General features: G+C 74.1%; 16 protein-coding genes. 10 read left to right on the top strand and 6 right to left on the bottom strand.

Features of this window, described 5'->3' with window-relative positions; genetic code table 11:
• Positions 1-60: 60 nt before the first annotated feature.
• Complete coding sequence (locus ACGF13_RS32275; protein WP_392882032.1) at positions 61-2,586, bottom strand: S8 family serine peptidase; 2,526 nt, start codon at positions 2,584-2,586, stop codon at positions 61-63.
• Positions 2,587-3,093: 507 nt separating this feature from the next.
• Between ACGF13_RS32275 and ACGF13_RS32270 the strand changes: the two genes are divergently transcribed.
• On the top strand, positions 3,094-3,807 hold the full coding sequence (locus ACGF13_RS32270; RefSeq protein WP_392882030.1) for a BTAD domain-containing putative transcriptional regulator: 714 nt from the start codon (positions 3,094-3,096) through the stop codon (positions 3,805-3,807).
• Positions 3,808-3,884: 77 nt separating this feature from the next.
• Here ACGF13_RS32270 and ACGF13_RS32265 read toward each other — a convergent pair whose 3' ends face one another.
• The 4 genes from ACGF13_RS32265 to ACGF13_RS32250 all read right to left on the bottom strand — a co-directional run bounded on the left by ACGF13_RS32265 (position 3,885) and on the right by ACGF13_RS32250 (position 8,941).
• Positions 3,885-5,072, bottom strand: a complete 1,188-nt coding sequence (locus tag ACGF13_RS32265) for an aminotransferase class V-fold PLP-dependent enzyme (protein WP_392882027.1) — start codon at positions 5,070-5,072, stop codon at positions 3,885-3,887.
• A gap of 13 nt (positions 5,073-5,085) precedes the next feature.
• Positions 5,086-6,420 carry a pyridoxal-phosphate dependent enzyme gene (locus tag ACGF13_RS32260; RefSeq protein WP_392882024.1) on the bottom strand — a complete coding sequence of 445 codons (1,335 nt, stop codon included), beginning with the start codon at positions 6,418-6,420 and terminating at the stop codon, positions 5,086-5,088.
• Complete coding sequence (locus tag ACGF13_RS32255; protein ID WP_392882021.1) at positions 6,417-7,910, bottom strand: Y4yA family PLP-dependent enzyme; 1,494 nt, start codon at positions 7,908-7,910, stop codon at positions 6,417-6,419. Before ACGF13_RS32255 ends, ACGF13_RS32260 begins: the two co-directional genes overlap by 4 nt.
• Before the next feature lie 272 nt (positions 7,911-8,182).
• Complete coding sequence (locus ACGF13_RS32250; RefSeq protein WP_392882019.1) at positions 8,183-8,941, bottom strand: class I SAM-dependent methyltransferase; 759 nt, start codon at positions 8,939-8,941, stop codon at positions 8,183-8,185.
• A gap of 283 nt (positions 8,942-9,224) precedes the next feature.
• On the opposite strand from ACGF13_RS32250, the gene ACGF13_RS32245 reads away from it, so the two are divergent.
• The 4 genes from ACGF13_RS32245 to ACGF13_RS32230 all read left to right on the top strand — a co-directional run bounded on the left by ACGF13_RS32245 (position 9,225) and on the right by ACGF13_RS32230 (position 14,947).
• Positions 9,225-10,169 carry an ABC transporter ATP-binding protein gene (locus tag ACGF13_RS32245; RefSeq protein WP_392882017.1) on the top strand — a complete coding sequence of 315 codons (945 nt, stop codon included), beginning with the start codon at positions 9,225-9,227 and terminating at the stop codon, positions 10,167-10,169.
• On the top strand, positions 10,166-11,560 hold the full coding sequence (locus tag ACGF13_RS32240; protein ID WP_392882014.1) for an ABC transporter permease: 1,395 nt from the start codon (positions 10,166-10,168) through the stop codon (positions 11,558-11,560). Before ACGF13_RS32245 ends, ACGF13_RS32240 begins: the two co-directional genes overlap by 4 nt.
• A 4-nt stretch (positions 11,561-11,564) precedes the next feature.
• On the top strand, positions 11,565-14,315 hold the full coding sequence (locus ACGF13_RS32235) for an alkaline phosphatase family protein (RefSeq protein WP_392882011.1): 2,751 nt from the start codon (positions 11,565-11,567) through the stop codon (positions 14,313-14,315).
• A gap of 173 nt (positions 14,316-14,488) precedes the next feature.
• Entirely contained in the window at positions 14,489-14,947 is a 459-nt protein-coding gene (locus ACGF13_RS32230) for a universal stress protein (protein WP_392882009.1), read from the top strand.
• Positions 14,948-14,988: 41 nt separating this feature from the next.
• Here the strand turns inward: ACGF13_RS32230 and ACGF13_RS32225 are convergent, their stop codons facing one another.
• Positions 14,989-16,038 (bottom strand): lactonase family protein, encoded by a 1,050-nt coding sequence (locus tag ACGF13_RS32225; protein ID WP_392882007.1) that lies wholly within the window; start codon positions 16,036-16,038, stop codon positions 14,989-14,991.
• Positions 16,039-16,322: 284 nt separating this feature from the next.
• Here ACGF13_RS32225 and ACGF13_RS32220 point away from each other — a divergent pair, with 284 nt between their 5' ends.
• From ACGF13_RS32220 to ACGF13_RS32200, 5 genes are all read left to right on the top strand, one after another.
• Positions 16,323-17,372 (top strand): NAD(P)-dependent alcohol dehydrogenase, encoded by a 1,050-nt coding sequence (locus ACGF13_RS32220; RefSeq protein ID WP_392882005.1) that lies wholly within the window; start codon positions 16,323-16,325, stop codon positions 17,370-17,372.
• 62 nt (positions 17,373-17,434) lie between these two features.
• Positions 17,435-19,261, top strand: coding sequence for a glycoside hydrolase family 15 protein (locus tag ACGF13_RS32215; RefSeq protein ID WP_392882265.1), 1,827 nt, complete (start codon positions 17,435-17,437; stop codon positions 19,259-19,261).
• Complete coding sequence (locus ACGF13_RS32210) at positions 19,258-20,625, top strand: glucose-6-phosphate dehydrogenase (RefSeq protein ID WP_392882003.1); 1,368 nt, start codon at positions 19,258-19,260, stop codon at positions 20,623-20,625. Before ACGF13_RS32215 ends, ACGF13_RS32210 begins: the two co-directional genes overlap by 4 nt.
• Before the next feature lie 8 nt (positions 20,626-20,633).
• Positions 20,634-21,185 carry a gluconokinase gene (locus ACGF13_RS32205; protein ID WP_392882001.1) on the top strand — a complete coding sequence of 184 codons (552 nt, stop codon included), beginning with the start codon at positions 20,634-20,636 and terminating at the stop codon, positions 21,183-21,185.
• 832 nt (positions 21,186-22,017) lie between these two features.
• Positions 22,018-23,385: a serine hydrolase domain-containing protein gene (locus tag ACGF13_RS32200; RefSeq protein ID WP_392881999.1), complete on the top strand. Its 1,368-nt coding sequence runs from the start codon at positions 22,018-22,020 to the stop codon at positions 23,383-23,385.
• The last annotated feature ends 25 nt before the right edge of the window (positions 23,386-23,410 follow it).

The following is a 23,410-nucleotide window of genomic DNA, read 5'->3' as shown; positions in this document are numbered from 1 at the left end:
TCCTCCTGAGGGGTGGCGTGGGGCCGTTCCGTCGGCGTGGGTGCCGGCGGTGTCTGGGGTTCAGCTCTCCAGGAACTGGTGGGGCGGCGCCAGGGTGACGGGGTACTCGTCGCTGACGTCCATCGTGAACAGCATGGAGACCCGCGCGCGCCGGTCGTTCTCGGGGTCGAAGAACGTCACCTTCACGTCCTGGCAGTCCGATCCCATGCGGCAGTACGGGCTCTTCTCCACAGAGATGGTGTCGATGCAGTAGAGCGAGATCGGCTGGCTGGGTTCCGTCGTGGTGCTGGGGACGCTCTGGCCCAGCAGAATGGCCTTGCTGATCGGACCGGCGATCGAGTAGGCGTTCGTCCCGGCGGCGTTGAGCGCCCGGTCGGCGGAGGTCTGTCCGAGGTTGCGGAACTGGTAGTAGAGCTTGTCGAGGAAGGTGTCGATGGTCTTGCGGACGTAGTCCTCGTTGACCGTCAGGTGCTCGTCCTGGGCCTGCTTCATGACGGCCTCCACCACCGTGTCCACCAGCTGCTTCTGATGCCAGATGAAGATGCCACGGCTCTTGACCTCGACCACGGGCACGACCTGCCCGGAGAACAGTCGGACGGTCCGGTCGGTCAGCCGCCCTGGTATCGAGATCCGGGAGACGAACTGGTCGTCCTTGTCCGAGCGGAGGTGCTGGCCGTAGTGCGCGTCCCGGAACGACCGGTAGACCGTGGAGACCGGGCGAGCGGGCGAGGCGAGGGCCAGCAGGGCGTCCGCGAGCTTGGAGTGGTCGTCGATCATCGCCTGCACGTCCGCCTTCGTGGCCCCGATGAACACGAGGGGGTCGGTGGCCCAGTCCATGCCGGCGGCGGGTTCGGCCTCCAGCGCGTAGAGCGGCGTGCTGTCCAGGTTCAGCGTCCAGGTGACCTTGTCGGAGGCCCACGGGTTGGCGGTCAGGTACGCGTGCAGCTGTTCGGCGCTGTAGGGATTGGCGGGCTGCTCCTTCGTCACGCCCGGATGGTCCGGGTCGGGCACCTGGATGGTCGGCATCAGCTGGCGGAAGCTGTCCCGGCGGGCCTCGGTCAGGAAGTCCACGCCGATCTCGCCGATCGCGTAGACCAACGGGCGGTTGTTGGTGGAGGCGCAGGAGGGTCGGACGCCGCCGCCCGCGGGTGAGCCGCCCGGTGGCCCCGCCATCGACGGCCCGGCACCCGACAGCCCGGCCGTCGACGGTCCGCCGCCCTGGCACGCGCAGGGGGCCGCCGGGGCCTGCCCGAGCGCCGTGGCGCCGACTGGCGGCGCGGGCATGGCCGGGGCGGGCGCGTGCACCGCTTCGGGCGGCGGGACGGGGGCGGGGCTCAGGGGTTGGGCGCCCGCGGCGGTGGCGCCCGTCACCCCGGCGACGGCTGCGGCCGGGGTGACGGCTTCGAACGGTGCGCTCTGCGCGGCCAGGAAGGCCTGAACGGCCTCGGGGTCCGGCACGGCCTGGGCGGCGGCAGGGGCCGCCTGCGCGGCCGCTGCGAGCTGGGCGGCTTGAAGGGCCTCGGGGGTGGCGGCGGGAACGCTCTGGGTGTCCATGGTGCTGGCTCCCTCGTGCGAGTCGTGTGGGGAGGTCCCGATTGGCGAGGGTGCGCCGGCCGTGGCGACCCCGACCTCGGGGGAGAGGGTGGCGCGGCGGGCGGCCGCCGCCGTGGTCCCGGCGCGGACCGGGCGGTCCGTCAGGTCGTCCGCGTGGGTGATCAGCTCGTACGCCCGGGCCGCGTCCAGATGTCCGACCAGCCGGCGCCGGCACTCCGGCGCCTCGGCGGGTGCGCAGGGCACGGAGCGCGCGCCCCGCAGCAGGGCCCGGCCGGCCGCCCGCGGGTCGGCCGGGCGCCCCGCCCGCACCTGCGCGCCGACCAGCACGGCGGCGACCCCGGACACCAGCGGTGTGGCGAAGCTGCTGCCGGTCAGGGCGGCGCTCCCCCCTCCCGGGGCGGCGCCCTCGATGTCCCGCCCGGGGGCGAGCAGGCCGTGGGAGGCGTACGCGGAGCCCCAGTTGCTGATGTCCAGCGGTTCGCCGTCGGGGCCGGCCGCGCCGACGGCGAGCACCGTCGGGGTGGCGGCCGGCACCTGGGCGCAGTCGCAGCCGTCGTTGCCGACGGCCGCGACCACCAGGACCCCGCGCTCGTCGCACAGCCGCAGCGCCTTCGCCAGCATGGGCTCCGGCTCGGTGCCCCGGCCGATCTCGCCCCCGCTGATGTTGATGACGTGGGCGCCCTCCTGCACGGCGCGTTCGACGGCCCTGGCCAGGTCGAGTTGGGGCACCCGCCCCTCGCCCGCGTCCGTGAAGACCGGCAGGAGCAGCCCGCGGCAGTGCGGGGCGATCCCGGCCAGCGGGCTGTCCTGCCGGCCGAAGAGCAGGCCCGCGACATGGGTGCCGTGCAGCGACATCGGGCCGGAGCCGGCCGGTTCGGCGACGAGCGTGTCCAGCCGGGTGAGGTCCGCGCCCTCGAAACAGGGGTGCGACAGATCGACGGGACCGTCCAGGACCGCGATGCACACCGCCGGGTCCCCGAGGAGTTCCTCCTCGGGGGCGCGGACGTCGCGCAGCACCGATCGGGCCTTCATGGGGCATCGCCTTTCCGGTGTCGGGCGGGGCGTCGGGTGCGCTCCACCGGGGCGGCAGGTGGTGCCAGTCAACGGGCCGGGCGTCGCCCGGGTGTGCCGGGGAGCGTCACGGCCGGCGCGTGGGTGCCGTCGCGGGCGCGTCGCGTCCTCGTGGCGCAGCCGCTCCCGCCATGCTCCGTGCCACGGGCCGGTGGATGCACGCACGGTGACCGTCGGCCGGTCCGCGGACCGGTCCGGGTGCCCGCGGTGAAACGGCGTCCCCCTCCAACACCCGTTCGGCGGCGGCCCATTAGGGTGTCGGCCGGTCGGCCGGGGGCGCGGTCGTGACGGTCGGCGACGACGGCGGTGACGCCGCCTCGGCGTCACCGTGACGGTGCCGCAACGTCCGTACGACGTCCGCGTGACGCCGGGCCGGGGCCGTACGGACACGGCGGTGACAGGCCTCGGCCGCAACCGGTGCGCGCCCGAACGGGTGCGGGTGACGGCGCGGCGCGGCAGAGTGGGGGTGTGTTGTGGGACGGTCCGAGCATCGAACTGCTGCGGGGCTTCGAGGCCACCGACGCGGGAGGCTGTGTCTCCCTCCCGGTGAGCGCGCAGCACCTGCTGGCCTTCCTCGCCCTGCACGACGACGGCGTCCAGCGCGGCGCGGCCGCCGAACGGCTCTGGCCGGACTGCACCCAGTACCGCGCGGCCGCGAACCTGCGCACCGCCCTCTACCACGCGCGGCGACGCGGCCGGGCCATCGCGATCGAGAGCCCGGGGCAGTGGCTGCGCCTCGCACCCGTCGTCGGGGTGGACCTGCGCTCCGCGCGCCGCTCCGCGCAACGGGTCGTGGCCGGCGCGGACCGGTTGCCGGCCGGCTGCGACGAGCTCGTGGACGACCTCTCCGCCGAACTGCTGCCGGGCTGGGAGGAGGAGTGGCTGACCCTGGAGCGCGAGCGCTGGGACCAGCTGCGGCTGTACGCCCTGGAGGGCCTGGCCCACCAACTGTGCGACGAGGAGCGCTACTTGCCGGCTCTCCAGACCGCGCTGGCGGCGATCGCCATCGACCCCGTCCGGGAGACGGCCCACCGGATCGTGGTCGAGGTGCACCTCGCCGAGGGCAACCTCGCCAGCGCGCTGCGCTCCTACCAGCACTACCGCTCGTTCCTGCAGCGGGAGCTCAACGTCGCCCCGTCGCCGAAGATGACCGGACTGGTGCGCAACCTCCAGCGGATGTGACGGCGCGAGTCCCAGGACAGGCCCAGGCGTGTCTGACAATTCCCGTCGCCTGCCTGGCGCGAATTGTCAGACACGCCCTACAGCGAGCGCAGGACGGAGAGCAGCAGGTCGACCTCCTCCGGGCTGTTGTAGATGTGCAGGCTCACCCGCACCGAGCTCTCGCTCTCGCCGGCCCGCGCCTGGCAGTGGCCGTCGCAGCGCACCATCAGGCCGTGGCTGGCGAGGACGAAGCCCAGGTCGTTGGAGCCGATCCCGCGGTGCCGGAAGGTGACGATGCCCTCGCGCTGCTGGACCGCGGAGTCCGCGGCCAGGCTCGACTGGCAGCCGAGGACCTCGTACGGCTCCAGGGTCCGCAGCCCGTCGGTGAGCCGGGCGGCCAGGGCGGTGTTCCACCGCCGGATGCGCTCCGGCCCGGCGGCGTCGAGCCAGTCCAGGGCGGCCTCCAGCCCGGCGATCCCACTGGTGTTGGGCGTGCCGCTCCAGCCGCCGGGGGCGAAGGCCGGGCCCCGGGTGTTGCGGGCCCAGACCGCGCCGGTGCCGGGCAGCGCCATCGCCTTGTGTCCGGAGAAGACCACGAAGTCCACGTCCAGCGCGGCGACGTCCACCGGCAGGTGGCCGACGCTCTGCGCGGCGTCCAGGCAGATCGGCACCCCGGGCCCGACCGCGGCCCGGATGCGGTGCACGTTCATGTCGCCGCCGTACACGTGGTGCACATGGGTGGCGGCGACGAACGCCGTTCGCCCGGTGACGAGTTCGGCCAGCGCGTGGTGGTCGTAGTCGTGCGAGGCCGGGTCGTACGGCAGCTCGTGCACCGTGATCCGCACGCCCTGGCGGGCCAGCAGCCGTTGCGCCTCCAGCCAGGGCAGGGCGTTCGCCTGGTGGTCGGCGAACGGCACGATGATCTCGTCGCCGTCCCGCAGGTGGCGGGGGAGCCAGTCCAGGGCCACCGCGCGCAGCCCCTCGGTGGCGCCGCTGACGAAGTGGACGCCGGAGTGCTGCTGCGGGGCCGGGTCGCCCAGGAAGCGGGCGACCCGGGTGCGGGTGCGTTCCACCAGCGCGGTGGTGGCGTTGGCCCAGGTGTACGTCCCGCGGCCGGCGTTGGCGTTGCCGGTGGTCAGGTAGCGCTGGACGGTGTCGAGCACCGCCCGGGGCTTCTGCGAGGTGGCCGCGCTGTCCAGGTACGCCTGCTCGGGGTTGCCGGTGATGATGGGGAACTGTGCCCGCAGCCCGCGGTGCCAGTCGCGGAGTTCGTCGAGGGTGGTCATGGGCCGCCTCCGCTCAGTCCCGGACCAGCGGCGCGCCCGCGTCGCGCCAGGCGATGATGCCGCCGGCCAGGCTGCGCGCGTCCCGGTGTCCCATCCGGGTGAGCAGCGCCGCGTACGTGGCCGATTTCTCGCCGACCGGGCAGGCCAGCAGCACCGGCTGGTGGGTGCCGAACGGCAGGCCGCCGTGCAGGAGTTCGTCGAACAGCTCGTCGACGATGTTGATCGAGCCCTCGATGTGCAGCGCCGCGTAGGCGAACGGGCCGCGCAGGTCGACCACCAGCGGGCGCTCCTCGGCGATCCACTTCCGCGCGGCGTCGACGTCGACGACCCGGGCGGCGGCCAGTTCGGCGGGGGTCACCGTGCCCACCGAGTTCGGCCGGGCGGGCTGGTTGAACAGTTCGGGCCGGCGCCGGCGGATGTAGCTCAGGTAGCTCTCCACCCGGTCGCAGACGATGAAGACGGCGGTGTGCCGCTCGCCCGTCCCCCGCTCGGCCAGTTCGGCGTCCACGGTGCGCAGGTGGCGCAGCGCGCCGAAGTAGGCGCCGCCGCCGGTCGGGCCGGCCGGCAGGCCGCAGCGGCGCACCAGGGTGAGCATGCCGTCGATGGCCTGGTCGGCGGTCACGGTGGCGATGGAGTCGTAGGTGGCCGGGTCGAACAGCCCGACCTCGTGCACCTCGTCGATGGTGCGGATGCCCGGGATGAAGTCGGACTTGTGGGCGACGAGTCCGACCACCTCCACGCCCGGGTCGTGGGCGCGCAGCACGGCGGCGACGCCGGTGGACGAGCCGGCGGTGCCGACGCAGGCGACGAAGTGGTCCGGGGCGCGGCCGTCGAGGTCCCGGACGATCTCGGGGCCGGTGCCGGTGAGGTGGGCGTCGAGGTTGAGCCGGCTGTAGTACTGGTCGGTGTGCAGGTAGCCGGAGCCGCTCTCGGAGAGCATCCGGTGGATGCGGGTGAGCGGGTCGTCGGTGTCGGTCGGGTCGAGGCACTCGGTGCGGCCGGGCAGTTCCTCGATCTCGGCGCCCAGCAGCAGGAGCAGGTCCTTGATCTCGGGGACCTTCATCCGGTTGGTGACGCTCCTGAACGGCAGTCCGTGCATGCCGGCGATCAGCGCGAGCGCCTTGGCGGTGTTGCCGCTGGACAGTTCCACGATGGTCTCGCCGCGCTCGACGGCGCCGGGGAGGGCCTCGCGGGTCATGTTCCAGGCGGCGCGGTCCTTGACCGAGCCGAACGGGTTGAGCAGCTCCAGCTTGGCGTACAGGTCGACGTGCCGCAGGCCGGTGACCGCCGGGTCGATCCGGACCAGCGGGGTGTTGCCGATCGCGTCGGTGATGCTGTCGTACCTCATGCGTGTCCGTCCCCCCGGTGTCCTGCGGCCGCCACGTCGACGGGCCAGTACTGCTCGTCCAGTCGCCACCGCCAGGCGCCGTCCTGCCGGTACGCGGCGACCTTGCGCGCGACGGGCTGGCGCAGCGCCTCGCCGGCGCCGAAGTCCATCAGGTAGCCCGCGGTGTTGGCGAAGGCGAGCAGGTCGCCGGGGGCGGGGAGGCGGGGCAGGAAGACCGTCCGGCGGGTGATCAGGTCGGTCTCCAGGCAGAGGTTGCCGATCAGGTGGACGCCGACCGGCTCCTCGGGCGGGCCGCCGGGCGCGGACGGGGTACCCGGTCGGGGGATCAGCAGCGGGTCCATCAGCACCCCGTGCTCCTCCAGGCCCACGTCCCGCGCGTTCGTCTCCAGCCGCACCAGGCACGCGCCGGCCGGTGTGTGCCGGACCTCCAGGACGCGGGCGAGCGTCGCCCCGCACTGGTCGGCCAGGGCCCGGCCGGGCTCCACCGCCAGGTCGTACAGGTTCTCCAGCAGCAGGGTGCCGAGCGGCCGTCCGAGGGTGGGCGCCGGGTGGGAGAGCAGCTCGTCCAGGTAGGCCTCGGCGGCCACCGGGCGGTGCGCCGGGTAGAGGCCGAGGGCGCCGCGCAGCCGGCCGGACTCGGCGCGCAGCCCGTAGCCGTGGCCCTGCCAGGTGAGCGGGGGCCGCCGGCCCAGGACGGCGTCGGCCAGTTCGGTGGTGTACCGCTCCCACTGGGCGGCGTCGGCCAGGTAGTTGACGCCGAACCCGCCGCCGATGTCGATGGTGCGGGGGTGCAGGCCGCGGCGCCGGCACTCGTTCATCACCGTGATGCAGGTTTCCAGGGCGACGGCCTTCTCCGCGATGCCGGTGGTGTCCAGGTGGTAGGCGACGCCGGTGGTCTCGACGGCGTCGCGGTGGCGTTCCAGCGCGTCGAGCAGCTCGTCCAGTTCGGCGACGTCGGTGCCGAACCGGCTCGGCCGGGTGAGCACGGTGACGCCCGGGGCCCGGAAGCCGGACAGCCGCGGCATGACGCGCACCGGGGGCAGGGCGTGCTTGCGCACCAGGTCGGCCAGCTCGTCGAGTTCGGCGCGGGAGTCCAGGTGGACGGTGACGCCGGTGCGGGCCGCCAGCCAGAGGTACTCGCGGTTCTTCGGCCCGGTCGCCATGATCCGGTCGGGTGCGCAGCCGGCCCCGAGCACGTGCTGGAGTTCGGCGAGCGAGGCGACGTCCAGTCCGGCGTCGGTGGCGGCGAGCCGGCGGACGAGGGCGCTGGAGCGGTTCGCCTTGTGGGCGAAGTGGATCCGGCCGGTGAGGTGGTGCTTGCGGTAGACGGCCTGGAAGCGGGCCAGGTTGTCCGCGATCTGCTCGGGCAGGAGCAGGTTGAGGGGGGAGCCCAGGGCGTCGGTCAGCGTGTGCAGGAGGTCGTGTTCCTCCAGGAGGGATCGGAGCGGGGCCTCCAGTCGTGGTTCGAGATACAGCGGTAAGGGCCGCATGCGAAACCAGCTCTCCCTGAGAAGTCGGCGTGCGGGGGCCGCAGCCGCCGACAGGCTGCCCCGTGTCGGCCCTCGTCCCCCCGGCGGTCCGCGCGTCGGTGTGGCACGCGGGCGGTCGGACACCCGCGCGCGGCTCCCACCGCGGAGGCGTCGGCGACCTCGGGCAACGGTAACCCTTTCCCTGGGTGATCGACAGGGCGCTTTCTGTCACGCCATCGCAAAGACTGTGCCGATCCGGAACCCGCCTTATCCACAAGGGCCGTGAGCGGGGCTCAGCGCAGCGCGACCAGGACGGAGCTGGTGCCGTACTGCCACACCGGTCCGGCCTGGCGGAAGCCCGCCTCCCGCAGCAGTTCGCCGTGCCGGGCCGCCGACAGGCCGTTGCCGGGGCCGTCGGTCGGGGGCAACTGCCGCTCGCGGGCCGTCAGCAGGTCGGCGAACTCGGGGACCCGCCCGGCCGCGGCCCACCACTGGGACCAGTCCTCGGCGGCGCCGGTGCCCTTGCGCTGGGCGCGGCGGCGGCCGATCGCGAGGGCGAGTTCGGCGAGCGGCCGGTCCTCGGGGATGAGGTGGTCGCCGTTGACCAGGACGCCGCCGGGCCGCAGGACACCGGCGAGGTCGCGGTAGATCCCGAGCAGCGCGTCCGGCGGCGGGTAGTGCAGCGCGGTGGTGGACACCACGGCGTCCAGTGGGCGGTCGAGGCCGAGGTCCTCGACCCAGCCGGGCCGCCCGATCAGGGTCTCGACCCAGCGCGCGATCTCGGGGTGCCGGGCGCGGCCGAGGGCGAGCAGCAGCGGGTCGATGTCGACGGCGAGGATCTCGGCGTGCGGCAGGCGGGCCGCGACCCGTGCCGACAGCGAGCCGGGGCCGCTGCCGAGGTCCGCGACGAGCGGCCGTCGCCGGCGGCCGACGGTCTGTTCCAGGACGTCGGCGATGACGGTGAACCGCTCCTCGCGTTCCACCGCGTACCGCTCCTGCTGGCGCTCCCAGCGGTCCACCCAGGCGCCGGCCAGGGCGGCGTCCACTCGCATCCCGACTCCCGCCGTGTCCGTGCGCATTCGAGGCTTCGCCTTCCGCCCATGTTTGTCATGTTCATCGGGCTCCGCAACCGGTTCGGTGCGGGAGATCCAGCGAAACGATATCCGTTTTCATGTGAACCTTTCCACTCGGTGCGTCCGCGGCCGCCGCACCCCGGGAAGCGATCGCAGGACCGCCACAGCGCCGGCCGCTGCTGTTCCAGCGGTGTTCAACCGCGCGCTCCTGACGGCGGCAGGTCAACCCCCTAGGTTCCCTGGGGAACTTCGAGAAGGAGCCATGAAGGAAACCCAACCTGCCGTACGCGCCCGTGGACTGACGAAGTGTTTCGGCGACGTCGTCGCGCTCGACGCCGTCGGGCTGGAGCTGACACCGGGACGGATCCACGGGCTGGCCGGGCCGAACGGCGCCGGGAAGACCACCCTGCTCGGGCTGCTGCTCGGGCTGGCCGTCGCCGACGACGGCGAGCTGGAGGTGCTGGGCAGACCGGTCGGCCGGGCGCTGCCGGCACCGCACGGGGTGGCCGGCTTCGTGGACGGGCCCGGGCTCTACCCCTCGCTGACCGCACGGAAGAACCTCGCCGCCCTGGCGACGCTGCGCGGGCAGAGCGACCGGGCCGACCGGATCGACGCGGTGCTGGCCGAGGTCGGCCTGAGCGAGGTCGCCGACGACCGGGTACGGGGCTTCTCGCTGGGCATGCGGCAGCGGCTCGGACTGGCCGCGGCGCTGCTCACCGAACCCCGGCTGCTGGTCCTCGACGAGCCGTCCAACGGCCTGGACCCGGCCGGCAAGCAGCACGTGCACGGGGCGCTGCGGCGGCTCGCCGCCGACGGCGTCACGGTGGTGCTCTCCAGCCACCGGATGGACGACCTGGAGGCACTCTGCGACGAGGTCACCATCCTGGCGACCGGGCGGGTCCGCTTCTCCGGCCCGCTCGCCGAGTTGGCCGCGGAGCACCGCGAACTCGACCACCGGCTGCTCACCTCCGACCCGGCCGCCGCGCGGCGGGTGGCCGCCACCGTCGCCGGGGTGCGGGTCCTGGCCGCAGCCGGGACGGGACGTACGGCCGGGGCGCCGGTGGTGCGCGCGTCCGGACCGGCCGTCGAGGAGCTGGTGGCCGCGCTGGTGCGCGCGGGCGTACGGGTGCGCGAGGTCGCACCGGTGGTGCCGCCGCTGGAGGCGGCGTTCCTGGCCCTGACCGAGCAGCAGGAGGACGGGCGATGAACGCAACCGCAGTCGGCCGCACGGCGGTCGTCGCCGCCGCCGAACCAGGCGCCCGCCCGGTACCGGTGGCCCGGGTGTACCGGTTCGAACTGGTCAAGCTGCTCTCGCAGTGGCGGATCAGACTGCTGATGCTGGCCTGCCTGACCGCCCCGGCGCTGTTCACCGCCGCCGTCGCCCAGCAGGGCACGCTGCCCTCCGACACCCTGTTCGGCCGCTGGATGCACGCCACCGGCTGGGCCGGGCCGCTGGTGGTGCTGGGCTTCGCGGGCTCCTGGGCGCTGCCCCTGCTGACCTCCGTGGTCGCGGGTGACGTCTTCGCCGCGGAGGACCGGCTCGGGACCTGGCGCCATCTGCTGGTGACGGTCCGCTCGCCGCGGCGGATCTTCGCGGCGAAGGCCCTGGCCAGCGTCACCGTGATCGTGCTGCTGGTGGTCGCCCTGGCGGCCTCCGGCGCGGTCGGCGGTCTCGCCGCGGTCGGCGACGAGCCGCTGGTCGGCGTGGACGGGCACCTGCTGTCGCCGTCGGACGCCGCCGGGAGCGTCCTGCTGGCCTGGGCCTGCGCGCTGGCGCCCACCCTGGCGCTGGCGGCGCTCGGGCTGCTCGGCTCCGTCCTGCTGGGCCGCTCGCCGATGGGGCTGCTGGTCCCCGCGCTGGCGGCGGTCGCGATGCAGCTCGCCCAGGTGCTGCCGCTGCCGGTGGCGCTGCGCCTCGCCCTGCCCGGCTACGCCTTCGTCGCCTGGAACGGGCTGTTCGCCGAACCGGGCCGGCTCGACGAACTGCTGGTCGCCGTCGCGGTCAGCCTGGTCTGGGCCGCGGTCGCCACCGCGGCGGCCTACCTGCTCTTCGTCCGGCGGGACTTCACCACCGGCAGCGAGGACGGGGTGGGGCGCCGCGCGCTCTCCTACGGGGTGCTGCCGCTGGCCGGGCTGCTCGCGCTGACCACCGGCGCCGTCGCGGCGGCCACCCCCTCGACCGGCTCGGGGATCTCCCAGGCGAAGGTCCAGCAGGAGGTCGCCACCGTGTTCGCGCACCTGTACCGGCTGCAGACCGAGCAGCTGCACCGCCCCGCCGTGACGGAGGCCGAGCTGCGGGCCGGCGCGGCCTGCCAGCGGGGCGACGGCCAGGTCGACCCGGAGGGGCCGGGCAACGACTGGCGCTGCGTGGTCACCTGGCACCTGCCCGGGACGGACGCGCCGGGGACGGCCGTCTACCAGCTCGACGTGGCCTCGGACGGACGGCTGATGGCCGACGGCGACGGCCCGAAGGAAGTGAACGGCTACTTCCTGGTGCACACCCCGGCCGGGGACGCACCGAACCCGCTGTGGCAGTTCGACGGCCAGGTCGCACTGCTCGCTTCCCCAACGAACGCACCGAACCCAACGAAGGGCTGACGCCATGCAGGTAACGCGTCGTCGACGCAGCCGGAACGAGCACGTGGTCCTCCTCGGCCGCCGGGTGGGCCGCCGGGCCGCACTCGCCACGGCCTGCATCACGGCGGTGGCCGTGGCCACCGGCACCGCTTTCGCGAGCACCCAGCAGTTCGGCACCGACCGGGTCGGCCAGACCACCGCCGACGGCCTGGTGATCTCCAGCGACCAGTACCTCGCCCCGTACGGCAGCCGGCAAGTGATCAACAACGGCAAGATCATGGGCTCCACGGTCAGCCCTGACGGCGGCCACCTGGCCGCCGCGGTCGCCGACGGCGACGCGGCACTGGTCGTGGTGGACCTGAAGACCGGAAAGGTGCAGCAGCGCGTCGGCACCAACAAGGCCGACGAACTGCGCATCCCCAACGGCTCGGTCGGCCAGGAGTCCCCGGTCTACTCGCCGGACGGCAAGCAGTTGTGGCTGGGCCAGCTGGACGGCTACACCCGGTTCACCGTGCAGCCCGACGGCACGCTCGCCAAGCCGGTGGCGGTGCCGATCCCGGCCGACGGCGACAAGCACGCGCTCGCCTCCGGCGCGGTGTTCTCCGCCGACGGCTCGACCGTGTACGCGGCGGTCAACGGGCAGAACCGGGTGGTCGCGATCGACGCGGCGAGCGGCGCGGTCAGCCAGAGCTGGACGGTCGGCAACGCGCCGCGCGGCGTCGTGCGGGTCGGCGGCAAGCTGTACGTCTCCAATGAGGGCGGACGGGCGGCCACCGCCGAGGACACCACGGTCAACTCGTACGGCACCCAGGTGCCGGCCGACCCGGCGACCGCCGCCACCACCACCGGCACGGTCAGCGTGATCGACCTCGCGTCCCCGGCCGCGGCCGTCGGCTCCATCCCCGTCGGCCTGCACCCGACCGCGCTGTACGCGAAGAACGGCGTGCTGTTCGTCGCCGACACCGCGAGTGACGAGGTGTCGGTGATCGACACCGCGCACGACAAGGTCGTCCAGACCATCTCCACCAAGCCGTGGCCGGAGGCCTCCGTCGGCTACGAGCCCACCGCGGTGACGCTCACCGAGGACGGCCGCCTGCTGGTCACCCTCGGCCGGGCGAACGCGGTGGCCGTCTACCGCTTCGCCGGCGCGCAGGAGCCGGTGAGCTACGTCGGCCTGCTGCCCACGGACTACTTCCCGGCGGAGGTCGCCACCGTCGGCTCCAAGGTGATCGTCTCCAACACCCGTGGCATCGACGCCCGTCGGCCCAACAGCACCGGCGCCCACAAGACCCACGACACCACCTCCAGCCTCACCTCCTTCACGCTGCCCGGCGACAAGGAGATCCGCTCCCAGACGGCCAGGGTCTTCCGGCAGAACGGCTGGACCAACAACGCGGTCAAGCTCGCGAACGGCCACAAGGCGAAGGCCGAGCCGGTGCCCAAGCGGATCGGGGACCCGTCGCCGATCAAGCACGTCTTCCTGCTCGTCAAGGAGAACCGGACCTACGACCAGGTCTTCGGTGACGTCGCCCAGGGCAACGGCGATCCCAAGCTGGCCCAGTTCGGCGCCAACGTGACGCCCAACCAGCACGCGCTGGCCGAGCAGTTCGGGCTCTACGACAACACCTACGACATCGGCACCAACTCCGCCGAGGGCCACAACTGGCTGATGCAGGCGGACAATCCGGAGTACACCGAGTCCTCGGCCGGCGAGTACGAGCGCAGCTACGACACCGAGGACGACGCCCTCGGCCACCAGCGCTCCGGCTTCCTGTGGACGGGCGCGCAGGCCGCGGGCCGGACCGTCCGCGACTTCGGCGAGTTCCACCAGTTCCTGGACAAGCCCGCCGACGCCACCTGGCAGAACCTGTACTGCGACGCCAGGACCATGGACGAGACCGGGCAGGGCAGCGCCTACGCCCTCAAGTCCTCCTCGCCGATCCCCTCGCTCAACAGCGTCTCGGTGCCCGGCTTCCCGAAGTTCGACACCGACGTGCCGGACCTCTACCGCTACCAGATCTGGAAGCAGGACTTCGAGCAGAACGGCCCGGCCGACCTCAACATGCTGTGGCTCTCCAGTGACCACACCGGAGGCCCGGCGAGCCCGGCCGCCCAGGTCGCCGACAACGACCTGGCCACCGGGAGGATCATCGACGAGATCAGCCACAGCGAGTACTGGAAGGACTCGGCGATCTTCGTCGTCGAGGACGACTCCCAGGCCGGCCTCGACCACGTGGACGGCCACCGCGCCCCGATCCAGATCATCAGCCCCTGGGCGCAGCACGGCGCCGTGGACAGCCGCTACTACTCGCAGATCACGATGGTCCGCACCATCGAGCAGATCCTCGGGATCCACCCGATGAACCAGAAGGACAGCGCGGCCACCCCGATGACCACGGCCTTCACCGACCGGCCGGACTACACCCCGTTCGACGCGGTGCCCAACCGGACGGCGCTGACCGACGGCCTGAGGACCCCGCCCTCCTGCGGCCTCGACGTGCCCGGGCAGCAGGACCTGCGGGCGGCGGCCGCGCCGGCCACGACCGCGCCGCCGGCGGCGGAGCAGGCCGTCGCGGCCCGCTGGGACGCCTGGAAGTCGCAGCAGCGGCTGACCGGCCCGAACGCGGTGCCGGACCACGCCAACCCGGCGCAGATGGAGCACCTGGTCTGGTACCAGACGCACAACTGGACCACGCCGTACCCGGGCGAGGACGCGGTCCTCGCCCCGGAGGACGTGCCCGGCGCCTACCTGCCGTCGCCGGAGAACGACGGCTGATCCCGTGCCGCAGCCGGGCCCCGGGTCGCGCTTTCGACCCGGGGCCCACGCACCCGCCCGGACCAGCCGGACTGCGCACCCGGGGTGGTCGGTACCAGGCTGGACCCGGAGCCCGGTGACGGCGGACCACCGACCGGTGCGATCCTCCGCCGCCGTCGAGTCGAGGAGGAGTCATGGCCGACCAGCCTGAGGAGAAGGGCCGCATCGTGGTCGGGGTGGACGGCTCGGAGTCGTCCGAGCGGGCGCTGCGCTGGGCCGTGCGCCAGGCGGAGCTCACCGGCGGCGCGGTGGTGGCGGTGATCGCCTGGGAGTACCCGACGTACCACGGCGCGCGCGGCTGGTTCCCCCCGGCGGCCACCGACGAGCGGGAGCTGGAGGGCCGGGCGCGCCAGGAGGCCGACCGGGCCGTGCGGCAGGCCGTGGGGGAGGACCCGCCGGTCGAGGTGCGCACCGAGGCGCGCTACGGCTCCCCGGCGGGATCACTGGTCGAGGCGGCCCGGGGAGCGGACCTGCTGGTCGTCGGCAGCCGCGGCCTCGGGGGCTTCAAGGGCATGCTGCTGGGCTCGGTGGCCCAGCACTGCACCCGGCACGCCAGCGTCCCGGTCGTGGTGGTCCGCGACGAGGAGCAGTGAGCGGCCCGCCGGCCCGGGAGCCGTCCTCCGGTGAGGAGGCCTCAGACGAAGAGCACCGTGGACGCCGACGGGACGGCCAGTGAGCCCACCCGGCGCGGGACGCCCGTCACGCCGTCCACGTCGAACCAGGTGACGTCGCCGGAGTGCTCGTTCGCCGCGTACAGCCGGGTGCCCGTGGGGCCCAGCACCAGGTCGCGCGGCCAGCGGCCCCCGCAGGGCACCGAGGTGAGCACCCGGGCCCGCTCGCCCGTCCCGTCCAGGGCGAGCACCACGATGGTGTCGGTGCCGCGCTCCGCCGCCCACAGGAACCGGCCGTCGGGGGAGACCACCGGGGCCGAGGGGGAGACCGGGCCCTGGACGCCGTCGGGGAACAGCGGGACCTCCGCGACCGGTTCGAGCGCCCCGGCCTCGGCGTCCCAGCGGCAGACCGTCACGACGGGGCGCAGCTCGCCGAGCACGTACGCGTGCCGGCCCGAGGGGTGGAAGGCCAGGTGGCGCGGCCCGGTGCCGGGCGGCAGTGCGCTCTCCCCGTGCGGGGTCAGCCCGCCCGTGGCCGGGTCCAGGGCGCAGATCCGCACCGAGTCGGTGCCGAGGTCGACGCTGAGCACCCAGCGCCCCGACGGGTCGGGGAGCACCTGGTGGGCGTGCGGGCCCCGTTGGCGGTCCGGGTGCGGGCCGCTGCCCCGGTGGCGCAGGACGCCGCTCGGGGGCCGCGGGGTGCCGTCGGCGGCGAGCGGCAGCACGCTGACGCTGCCGGAGCCGTAGTTGGCGGTCAGCAGGTGGCCCCGGCTGACGCTCAGGTGGGTGGGCTCGTCCCCGTCCACCGGTACGGGGCCGCCGAGCGGCCGGGGCACCGGACCGGCGATGTCGTAGGCGGTGACGGCGCCCGGCGCGGTCTCGGAGACGGCGTAGAGCACCGGGCCGCCGTCCGCGGCCCGCCCGAGCGCGAGGTAGGACGGGTCGACGGCGGCGACGACACCGGTGGCGGTGAGGGCCCCGGTGCTGGGATCCGGCGAGGCCAGGACGATCCCGCGCCCGCCCGTCGAGGTGAACGACCCGATGAAGGCCCGCTCCGCGCCGCTGTCCGCCATCGCAACCTCCGCTGTCCGCCGTCCGTCGTGCGCCGTCCCGTCGTGCGCGCTCAGACGCTAGCAGCCGCCCCCGCCGCGCCCGGGGCAGGAGCACGCGTTTTTTCACCGGAATGCACCGCTGCCGGGGGCGGCCGGATCGCGCAGCGGCCCGATCCCCGGGAACGTGGGAGCCGTTGGCCGCGCGGCCGGTCACGGCCGCCCGGTGGGGCGGGATCCGTGCGGCCCCGTAGCCCCGTGGTGGTGCGACAGCCCCGTGGTGGCGCGGCAACAGGAAGGACGGGCCAGTGAAGGCCTTCGTGATGAAGGAGATCGGGCGGGTCGGCTTCCTGGAGAAGCCCGTGCCGCGGCCCGGTCCGAACGACGCCGTGGTGCGCACGACCCGGGCGCTCATCTGCACCTCCGACTCCCACACCGTCAAGGGCGGCATCGGCCCCCGGGAGAACCTGACCCTCGGGCACGAGGCGGTCGGCGTGGTGCACGAGGTGGGCAGCGAGGTGAAGGACTTCCGCCCCGGCGACCGGGTGCTGGTCGGTGCCATCACGCCCGACTGGGGGGACCTCGCCTCCCAGAACGGCCACTCCTCGCAGTCCGGCGGGCCGCTCGGCGGCTTCAAGTTCGCGAACCTCAAGGACGGGGTCTTCGCCGAGTACTTCCACGTGAACGACGCGGACGCCAACCTCGCCGCGATCCCCGACGCCATCTCCGACCAGGACGCGGTCTACTGCGCCGACATGCTCTCCACCGGCTTCATGGGCGCCGAGCACGGCGCCATCCCGGTGGGCGGGACGGTCGCCGTCATCGCCCAGGGGCCGGTCGGCCTGATGGCGACGGCCGGGGCCAGGCTGCGCGGCGCCGGCCTGGTCATCGGGGTCGAGTCGGTGCCCAGCCGGCAGAAGCTCGCGCGGACGTACGGGGCGGACGAGATCGTGGACTTCACCCGGGAGGACGTGGTCGAGCGGATCATGGAGCTGACCGGCGGGCAGGGCGTCGACACCGCCATCGAGGCGCTCGGCGCGGACGCGACCTTCCAGACCTGCGTCAAGGTCACCAAGCCCGGCGGCACCATCTCCAACACCGGCTACTTCGGGGAGGGCGAGTTCGTCCGCATCCCGCGCGTCGAGTGGGGCGTCGGCATGGCGGACAAGACGATCGCGACGGGGCTCTGCCCGGGCGGCCGGCTGCGGATGGAGCGGCTCCTGCGGGTGCTCGCCGGCGGGCGCCTCGACCCGTCGCACATGACGACCCACGAGTTCGCCTTCGACGACATGGAACGGGCCTTCGAGGTGTCGGACAAGAAGCTGGAGGACGTCGTGAAGGTGATGATCAGCTTCTGAACGGCCCCCCGCGGACCGTGTCCGCGGTGATCGAACCCCCGGCGCTGCGGAAGCGAGACGGCATGTACGACCCCGATCCACCGTTCCGGCCGGTCCGCCGGCGCAAGGGCTACCTGCCGCTGGAGGACCTCGGCCTGATCGGGAACGGCGCGACCGCCGCGCTGGTCGGCCTGGACGGCGCCATCCCGTGGATGTGCCTGCCCCGGTTCGACTCCGAACCGCTGTTCTGCGGCCTGCTGGACCACGCCCGGGGCGGGCACTTCACCCTCGCCCCGGAGGAACTGGTCGAGGCCAGGCAGCGCTACGAACCGGACACCGGCGTCCTGACCACCGAACTGCGCTGCCCCACCGGCCTGGTGCGCGTCACCGACGCGCTGACCGTGCGCTCCGGCGCCGACCTCACCGACGACGCCCCCGCCGACCGCGGCGAACTGGTGCGCTCGGCCGTGGTGGTGGACGGGAGCGTCCGGCTGCGGGCGGAGCTGGAGCCGCGCGGCGGCGCCCAGGCCAGGGCCCTGTTCAGCGGACTGGAGGTCCGGCCGAACCGGCGCCCGGACCTGCGGCTCCACCTGCGCTCCAACCGCCCGCTGAGCGGCCTGCACAGCACCCACGAGCTGCGCCGGGGCGAACACCTGGACCTGGTGCTCTCCTGGGGCCGCTTCCACCGGCACCACCGCTTCGACGCCGAGGCGACCCTGAAGGGCACCGCCGAGGCCTGGCGCCGCTGGATGGGGCACTTCGCGTACGACGGCCCCCAGGAGCCCCTGGTCCGGCGGGCCGCGATCACGCTGAAGCTCTGCGACGACTGGGCCAACGGCTCGCTGGTCGCGGCGCCCACCTCCTCGCTGCCCGCGCCGATCGGCGGGATCCGCAACTGGGACTACCGCTACAGCTGGATCCGCGACGCCGCCTTCGCCGTGTTCGCGCTGCGCCGGATCGGCTTCCGCGGCGAGGCCGACGCCTTCCTCGGCTGGGTCCTCGACGCCTTCGAGGCCAGCCGGGGGCCCCGGATCATGTACGACCTGCGGGGCGGCCTGGTGCCGGACGAGGTCGAGGACGGCGAACTGGAGGGCTACCAGCGCTCCGCCCCGGTGCGCTGGGGCAACGGCGCGGCCGACCAGCGCCAGCACGACGTCTACGGCGAGATCCTGGACTGCGCCGACCAGTGGCTGCGGGCCGGCGGCGAGATCCAGCCCGGGCTGTGGGACGGCCTGGCCGGGCTGGCCGACACCGCCGCGCAGGCCTGGCGGCAGCCGGACCAGGGCATCTGGGAAGTGCGCAGCGAGGGCCGGGTGTTCACCTACTCGGCGGGCCTGTGCCAGGTGGCCCTGGACCGGGCCGCGCAGATCGGCGAGCGGCTCGGCCTGCCCGCCCGGACGGACCGCTGGCGCGCCTCGGCCGAGGAGCTGCGCCGGCTGATCCTGGAGCAGTCCTGGGACGAGGACGCCAGGACCCTCAGCGCCCACCTGGACGGCGGCGGCGCACTGGACGCGAGCCTGCTCGCGCTCCCGCTGCGCCAGGTGGTGCCGGTCGACCACCCGCGGATGGTGGCGACCGTCGCGGCCGTCAGCGAGCGGCTGTCGGCGGGCGGCGGGCTGCTCCACCGCTACCTGCACGAGGAGTCCCCGGACGGCCTGCCGGGCGACGAGGGCGCCTTCGTGCTGTGCAGCTTCTGGCTGGTCGACAACCTGGTCGGCCAGGGCCGGATCGACGAGGCCGAGGAGCTGTACGCCTCGCTGTGCTCCCGGGCGAGCCCGCTGGGGCTGATGTCCGAGCAGATCAACCCGTCCACAGGAGAGTTCATGGGCAACTTCCCCCAGGCGTTCAGCCACATCGGGATCATCGCCGGCGGCGTCAGCCTCGGCCGGGCGAGGGGTGGGCGGGGATGATCGACCGGCTCGCGATCCTCGGCGCGACCGGGGACCTCAGCGCCCGCTTCCTGCTGCCGGCACTGGCCGCGCTGCGGGCGGCGGGGCACGTCGGCGACTCGCTGCGGGTGACCGGGGCGAGCCGGGAGGACTGGGACACCGGGCGGTACCGCGCCTGGGCCGAGGAGCGGCTCGACCGGCACGGCGGGGACCTGCCGGCCGACGCCAGGAAGGCGGTGCTCGACGCCCTGGACTACCGGCGGGCCGACGTCACCGACCCGGCCGACGTCGCCGCGGTGGTCGCCGGCGAGGGGCCGGTGGCCGTCTACCTGGCGCTCCCGCCGGCGCTCTTCCCGGCCGTGGTCACCGCCCTGCACGCGGCGGGCCTGCCGGCCGGCAGCCGGATCGTCCTGGAGAAGCCGTTCGGCGAGGACCTGGCGGGCGCGCAGGAGCTGAACCGGCTGCTCGCCGACCTGGTGCCGGAACGGGCGGTGTTCCGGGTCGACCACTTCCTGGCCATGACGACCGTCCAGAACGTGCTCGGCAGCCGGCTCGCCAACCGGGTGCTGGAGCCGATCTGGAACAGCACCCACATCTCCCACGTGGACATCGTCTGGGACGAGACGCTGGCACTGGAGGGCCGGGCCGGGTACTACGACCACGTCGGGGCGCTCAAGGACATGGTCCAGAACCACCTGCTGCAGCTGCTCTGCCTGGTGGCGATGGAACCGCCGATCACGCTCGGCGAACGGGACCTGCGCGACCGCAAGGTGGACGTGCTGCGCTCGGTGCGGCCGCTGACCGAGCACGACGTGCTGCACCGCACCCGGCGGGCCCGCTACCTGCCCGGCCGGATCGGGGAGCGTGAGGTCCCCGCCTACGCCGCGGAGGAGGGCGTCGACCCGGAGCGCCGCACCGAGACCTTCGCCGAGGTGGAACTGGAGCTGGACAGCTGGCGGTGGGCCGGTACGACGTTCCGGCTGCGCAGCGGCAAGGCCCTGGGCGAGGACCGCAAGGAGGTCGCGGTGCACTTCCGCCCGGTGCCGCACCTGCCGTTCGGCCACAGCGGGGAGGCCCGGCCCAACGTGCTGCGGTTCGAGCTGGAGCCGGAGGGGCTGGCCCTGGAGCTGACCGGCATCGGCGCCCACGCCCACGGGCTGGCGCCGATCCTGATGACCGCGGGGATGGAGCCGCAGCAGCTGCCCGCCTACGGCCGGCTGCTGCTGGACGTCCTGAACGGGGATCCGGCGCTGTCGATCCGCGGCGACGAGGCCGAGGAGGCCTGGCGGGTGCTGGAACCCGTGCTGACCGGCTGGGAGCGGGGCCTGGTTCCGCTGGACGAGTACCCGGCCGGGTCGCAGGGGCCGCCCGTGAAGTGGTGGTAGGCGCTCCGATGCCCCTCGGTGGTGCGCGCCGCACCCCGTGCGTCGTGGTCATGGGGGTGGCCGGCACGGGCAAGTCCACGGTGGCCAGGCTGCTCGCGGAGCGGCTGGGGGTGCCCTTCGCGGACGGGGACGACTTCCACCGTCCTGACTCCATCGCCCGGATGGCGGCCGGCATCCCGCTCGACGACGCGCGGCGCGGGCCCTGGCTGCGGGCCGTCGGGCGGTGGCTGGGCGAACGGGACGCGGCGGGCGGCGGCGGGGTGATCACCTGCTCCGCGCTGAAGCGGCGCTACCGGGACACCCTGAGGGAGGCCTGCCCGGACGCCTTCTTCCTGCATCTGACGGGCAGCCGCGAGCTGCTGGCGGAGCGGATCGGCGGGCGCACCGGCCACTTCATGCCGCGCTCGCTGCTCGACTCGCAGCTCGCCGCGCTCGAGCCGCTCCAGCCGGACGAGCGGGGCGCGGTGCTGGACGTCGGCCCGGCTCCCGGCCCGCTCGTCGAGGCGGCCCTGGGGCTGCTGGCGGGGCCGGGTGGTGTCACTCGCGACACACCCGGTTGATTCCGTCGCGTTCCGACACATCCGTCACAGGCGCCCGGGAAATCACTCGAATATTGCCGCGAATGATTGTTCGAGTGACTGGTGAGATCTGAACCTTGTATTTTCAGCCAAAGAATGTGCGCCCCACATCGGCCGTTCCGGCCACGGCCGGGAGTCGCACCTGGGATTTTGGGGTTCCGATTACCGATGGGGCCACTTTCCGTTCAATCGGTAGGGGTTGCGAGCGGCTGAGCCGCCGTGAAGACTGTTGCGCGTTCGTCGTCCGGACGTTCGGGACGGCAGGGATTGCGCGACTCCTCGGCCGCGTCGGCGCGTACCGCGCGGCGGGCGCGGGGGTGGATCGCGAATAAGGGGGATGGACATGCCGGATACGGCCATTGCGCAGGTGGGGGCCGGGAGAGCGGTCCGTCGACGGGGGACGGGTTTCTGTTGGATCGTTCCGGTGGGGTAGGGGTATTCGGCCGGTTCGCGGTTCACCGCGCGCCCTTGTGCGGGGCCGCCGTTCACCGCCCGGCGGGGGAATTCCGGTCGCATTCGTACCGCCCGCCCCGGGCGCGACGGTGCGTCCCCGGAACGGCTCCGCGTGGCCGGTACGGCGCGCGGTCGGCGGGTGCCCGGGGATTCCCGTTCCCGGGGCGGCCGGCCGGCGCGGGCCGGGCGTGCGCCGAATCCCCTCGTTCCCGCGCGTCCTGAGTTCCCGCGCGTCCTGAACTGGGCGCATCGAGCAGACGGCACCGAAGGCCGGGGAATTCCCGCTGTGCCGCACACCAATCCGCAATTCCACCGCGGCGCCCGGCGCGCCCGCGGCCGAGAACCAGTGGGAGCTACCGTCATGCCGTACGCCAGCCCGGCGCCCGTCCGAGAACGGGCGCCGCTCCTCCCGCGCAGCGAGCTGCAGCACCGGCTCGACGCGCTCGCGCGCGCCCACCGGGTGCCCGGTGCCCAACTGGTGCTGGACACCGGCGCGGAGACCGTCGCCCTGCACACCGGGGTGGCGGACACCGGAACCGGGGAGCCGTTCACCGAGGACACCGCCGTCCCGGTGGGATCGCTCACCAAGCCCTACACCGCCGCCCTGGTGCTGCTGCTCGCCGACGACGGCGACCTCGACCTCGACGAACCGGCGGCCGAGCACCTTCCGGAGCTGAGACAGCTGCCTGAAGTAACGATTCGCCACCTGCTCGGCCACACCGGCGGACTGCCCACCGGGCCGGACTCCGACGCCGCCGCCCGCACCACCGCGACGCGCTACCTCTCCGCCGTGTGCACCGCCCCGGACGCGCTGTTCCGGCCCGGGACGGACTTCTCCTACTCCAACGCCGGCTACGTCGCCGCCGGGCGCCTGGTCGAGACGGTGACCGGGATGCCCTGGCGCGAGGCGGTGCGCGCCCTGCTGCTCGAACCCTTCGGCACCACGGCGGTGTTCGTCGACACCGCCGCCCCCGGGCGGCCCGTCGCCACCGGCCACGCGCTCAACGCCGCGACCGGCCTGGCCCGGGCGGTCCGGCAGAACCTGGCCCCGCTGGAGGCCCCGGCCGGGGCCCTGCTGGCGAGCGCCGCGGACCTCGCCGCCCTCGGCGCCGCCCTGGTCGGCCGGGCCAAGGCACTGCCCCCGGACGTCGCCGAGCTGATGCGCCGCGCCCTGCCCGGCGCCCGGCCCGGAGCGCTCGCGGACGGCTGGGGCGCCGGAGTGGCGCTCTACCGGCAGGACGGCCGGCTCTGGTGCGGCCACGACGGCAACGCCATGGGCACCTCCTGTCACCTGCGGGCCGACCCGGACAGCGGCGTCGTGGTCGCCTTCACCGGCAACGCCGGCGCCGCCACCGCCCTCTGGCGGGAACTCGCGGCCGAACTCCAGGAGTTGGTCGGGGTGCGGGTGCCCGCGGCGATCGATCCGGTGGGCGCCGCCGGCCCCGTGCCGCTCGCCGAGGCCGCGGCCCTGGCCGAGTGCGCGGGCGACTACCGCAACGGTTCGATCCGCTACCGGGTCGAGTCGGCCGGCGACGGACCGGCCACCCTCTCGGTGGACGGCGACCTGCCGCTCCCGCTGCGCTGCTACTCCGACCTCTCCTACGACCTGCTCGACCCGGACACCGGCCGCCCCGAGCCCGGCGGACGCTTCCACCGCGACGCGGCCACCGGCCGGATCGACCGGGTGCAGGTCTCCGGCCGCACGGCCCGCCGGGCCGCCGCCGGCTGAACCGGCCGGCCCCGCCGCCGCCGCA

It is taken from the genome of Kitasatospora sp. NPDC048286, from assembly GCF_043201735.1.
Classification (GTDB): Bacteria; Actinomycetota; Actinomycetes; order Streptomycetales; family Streptomycetaceae; genus Kitasatospora.
Note: the sequence above shows the minus strand (reverse complement) of the source record. Positions and strands in the feature narration are given on the sequence as shown.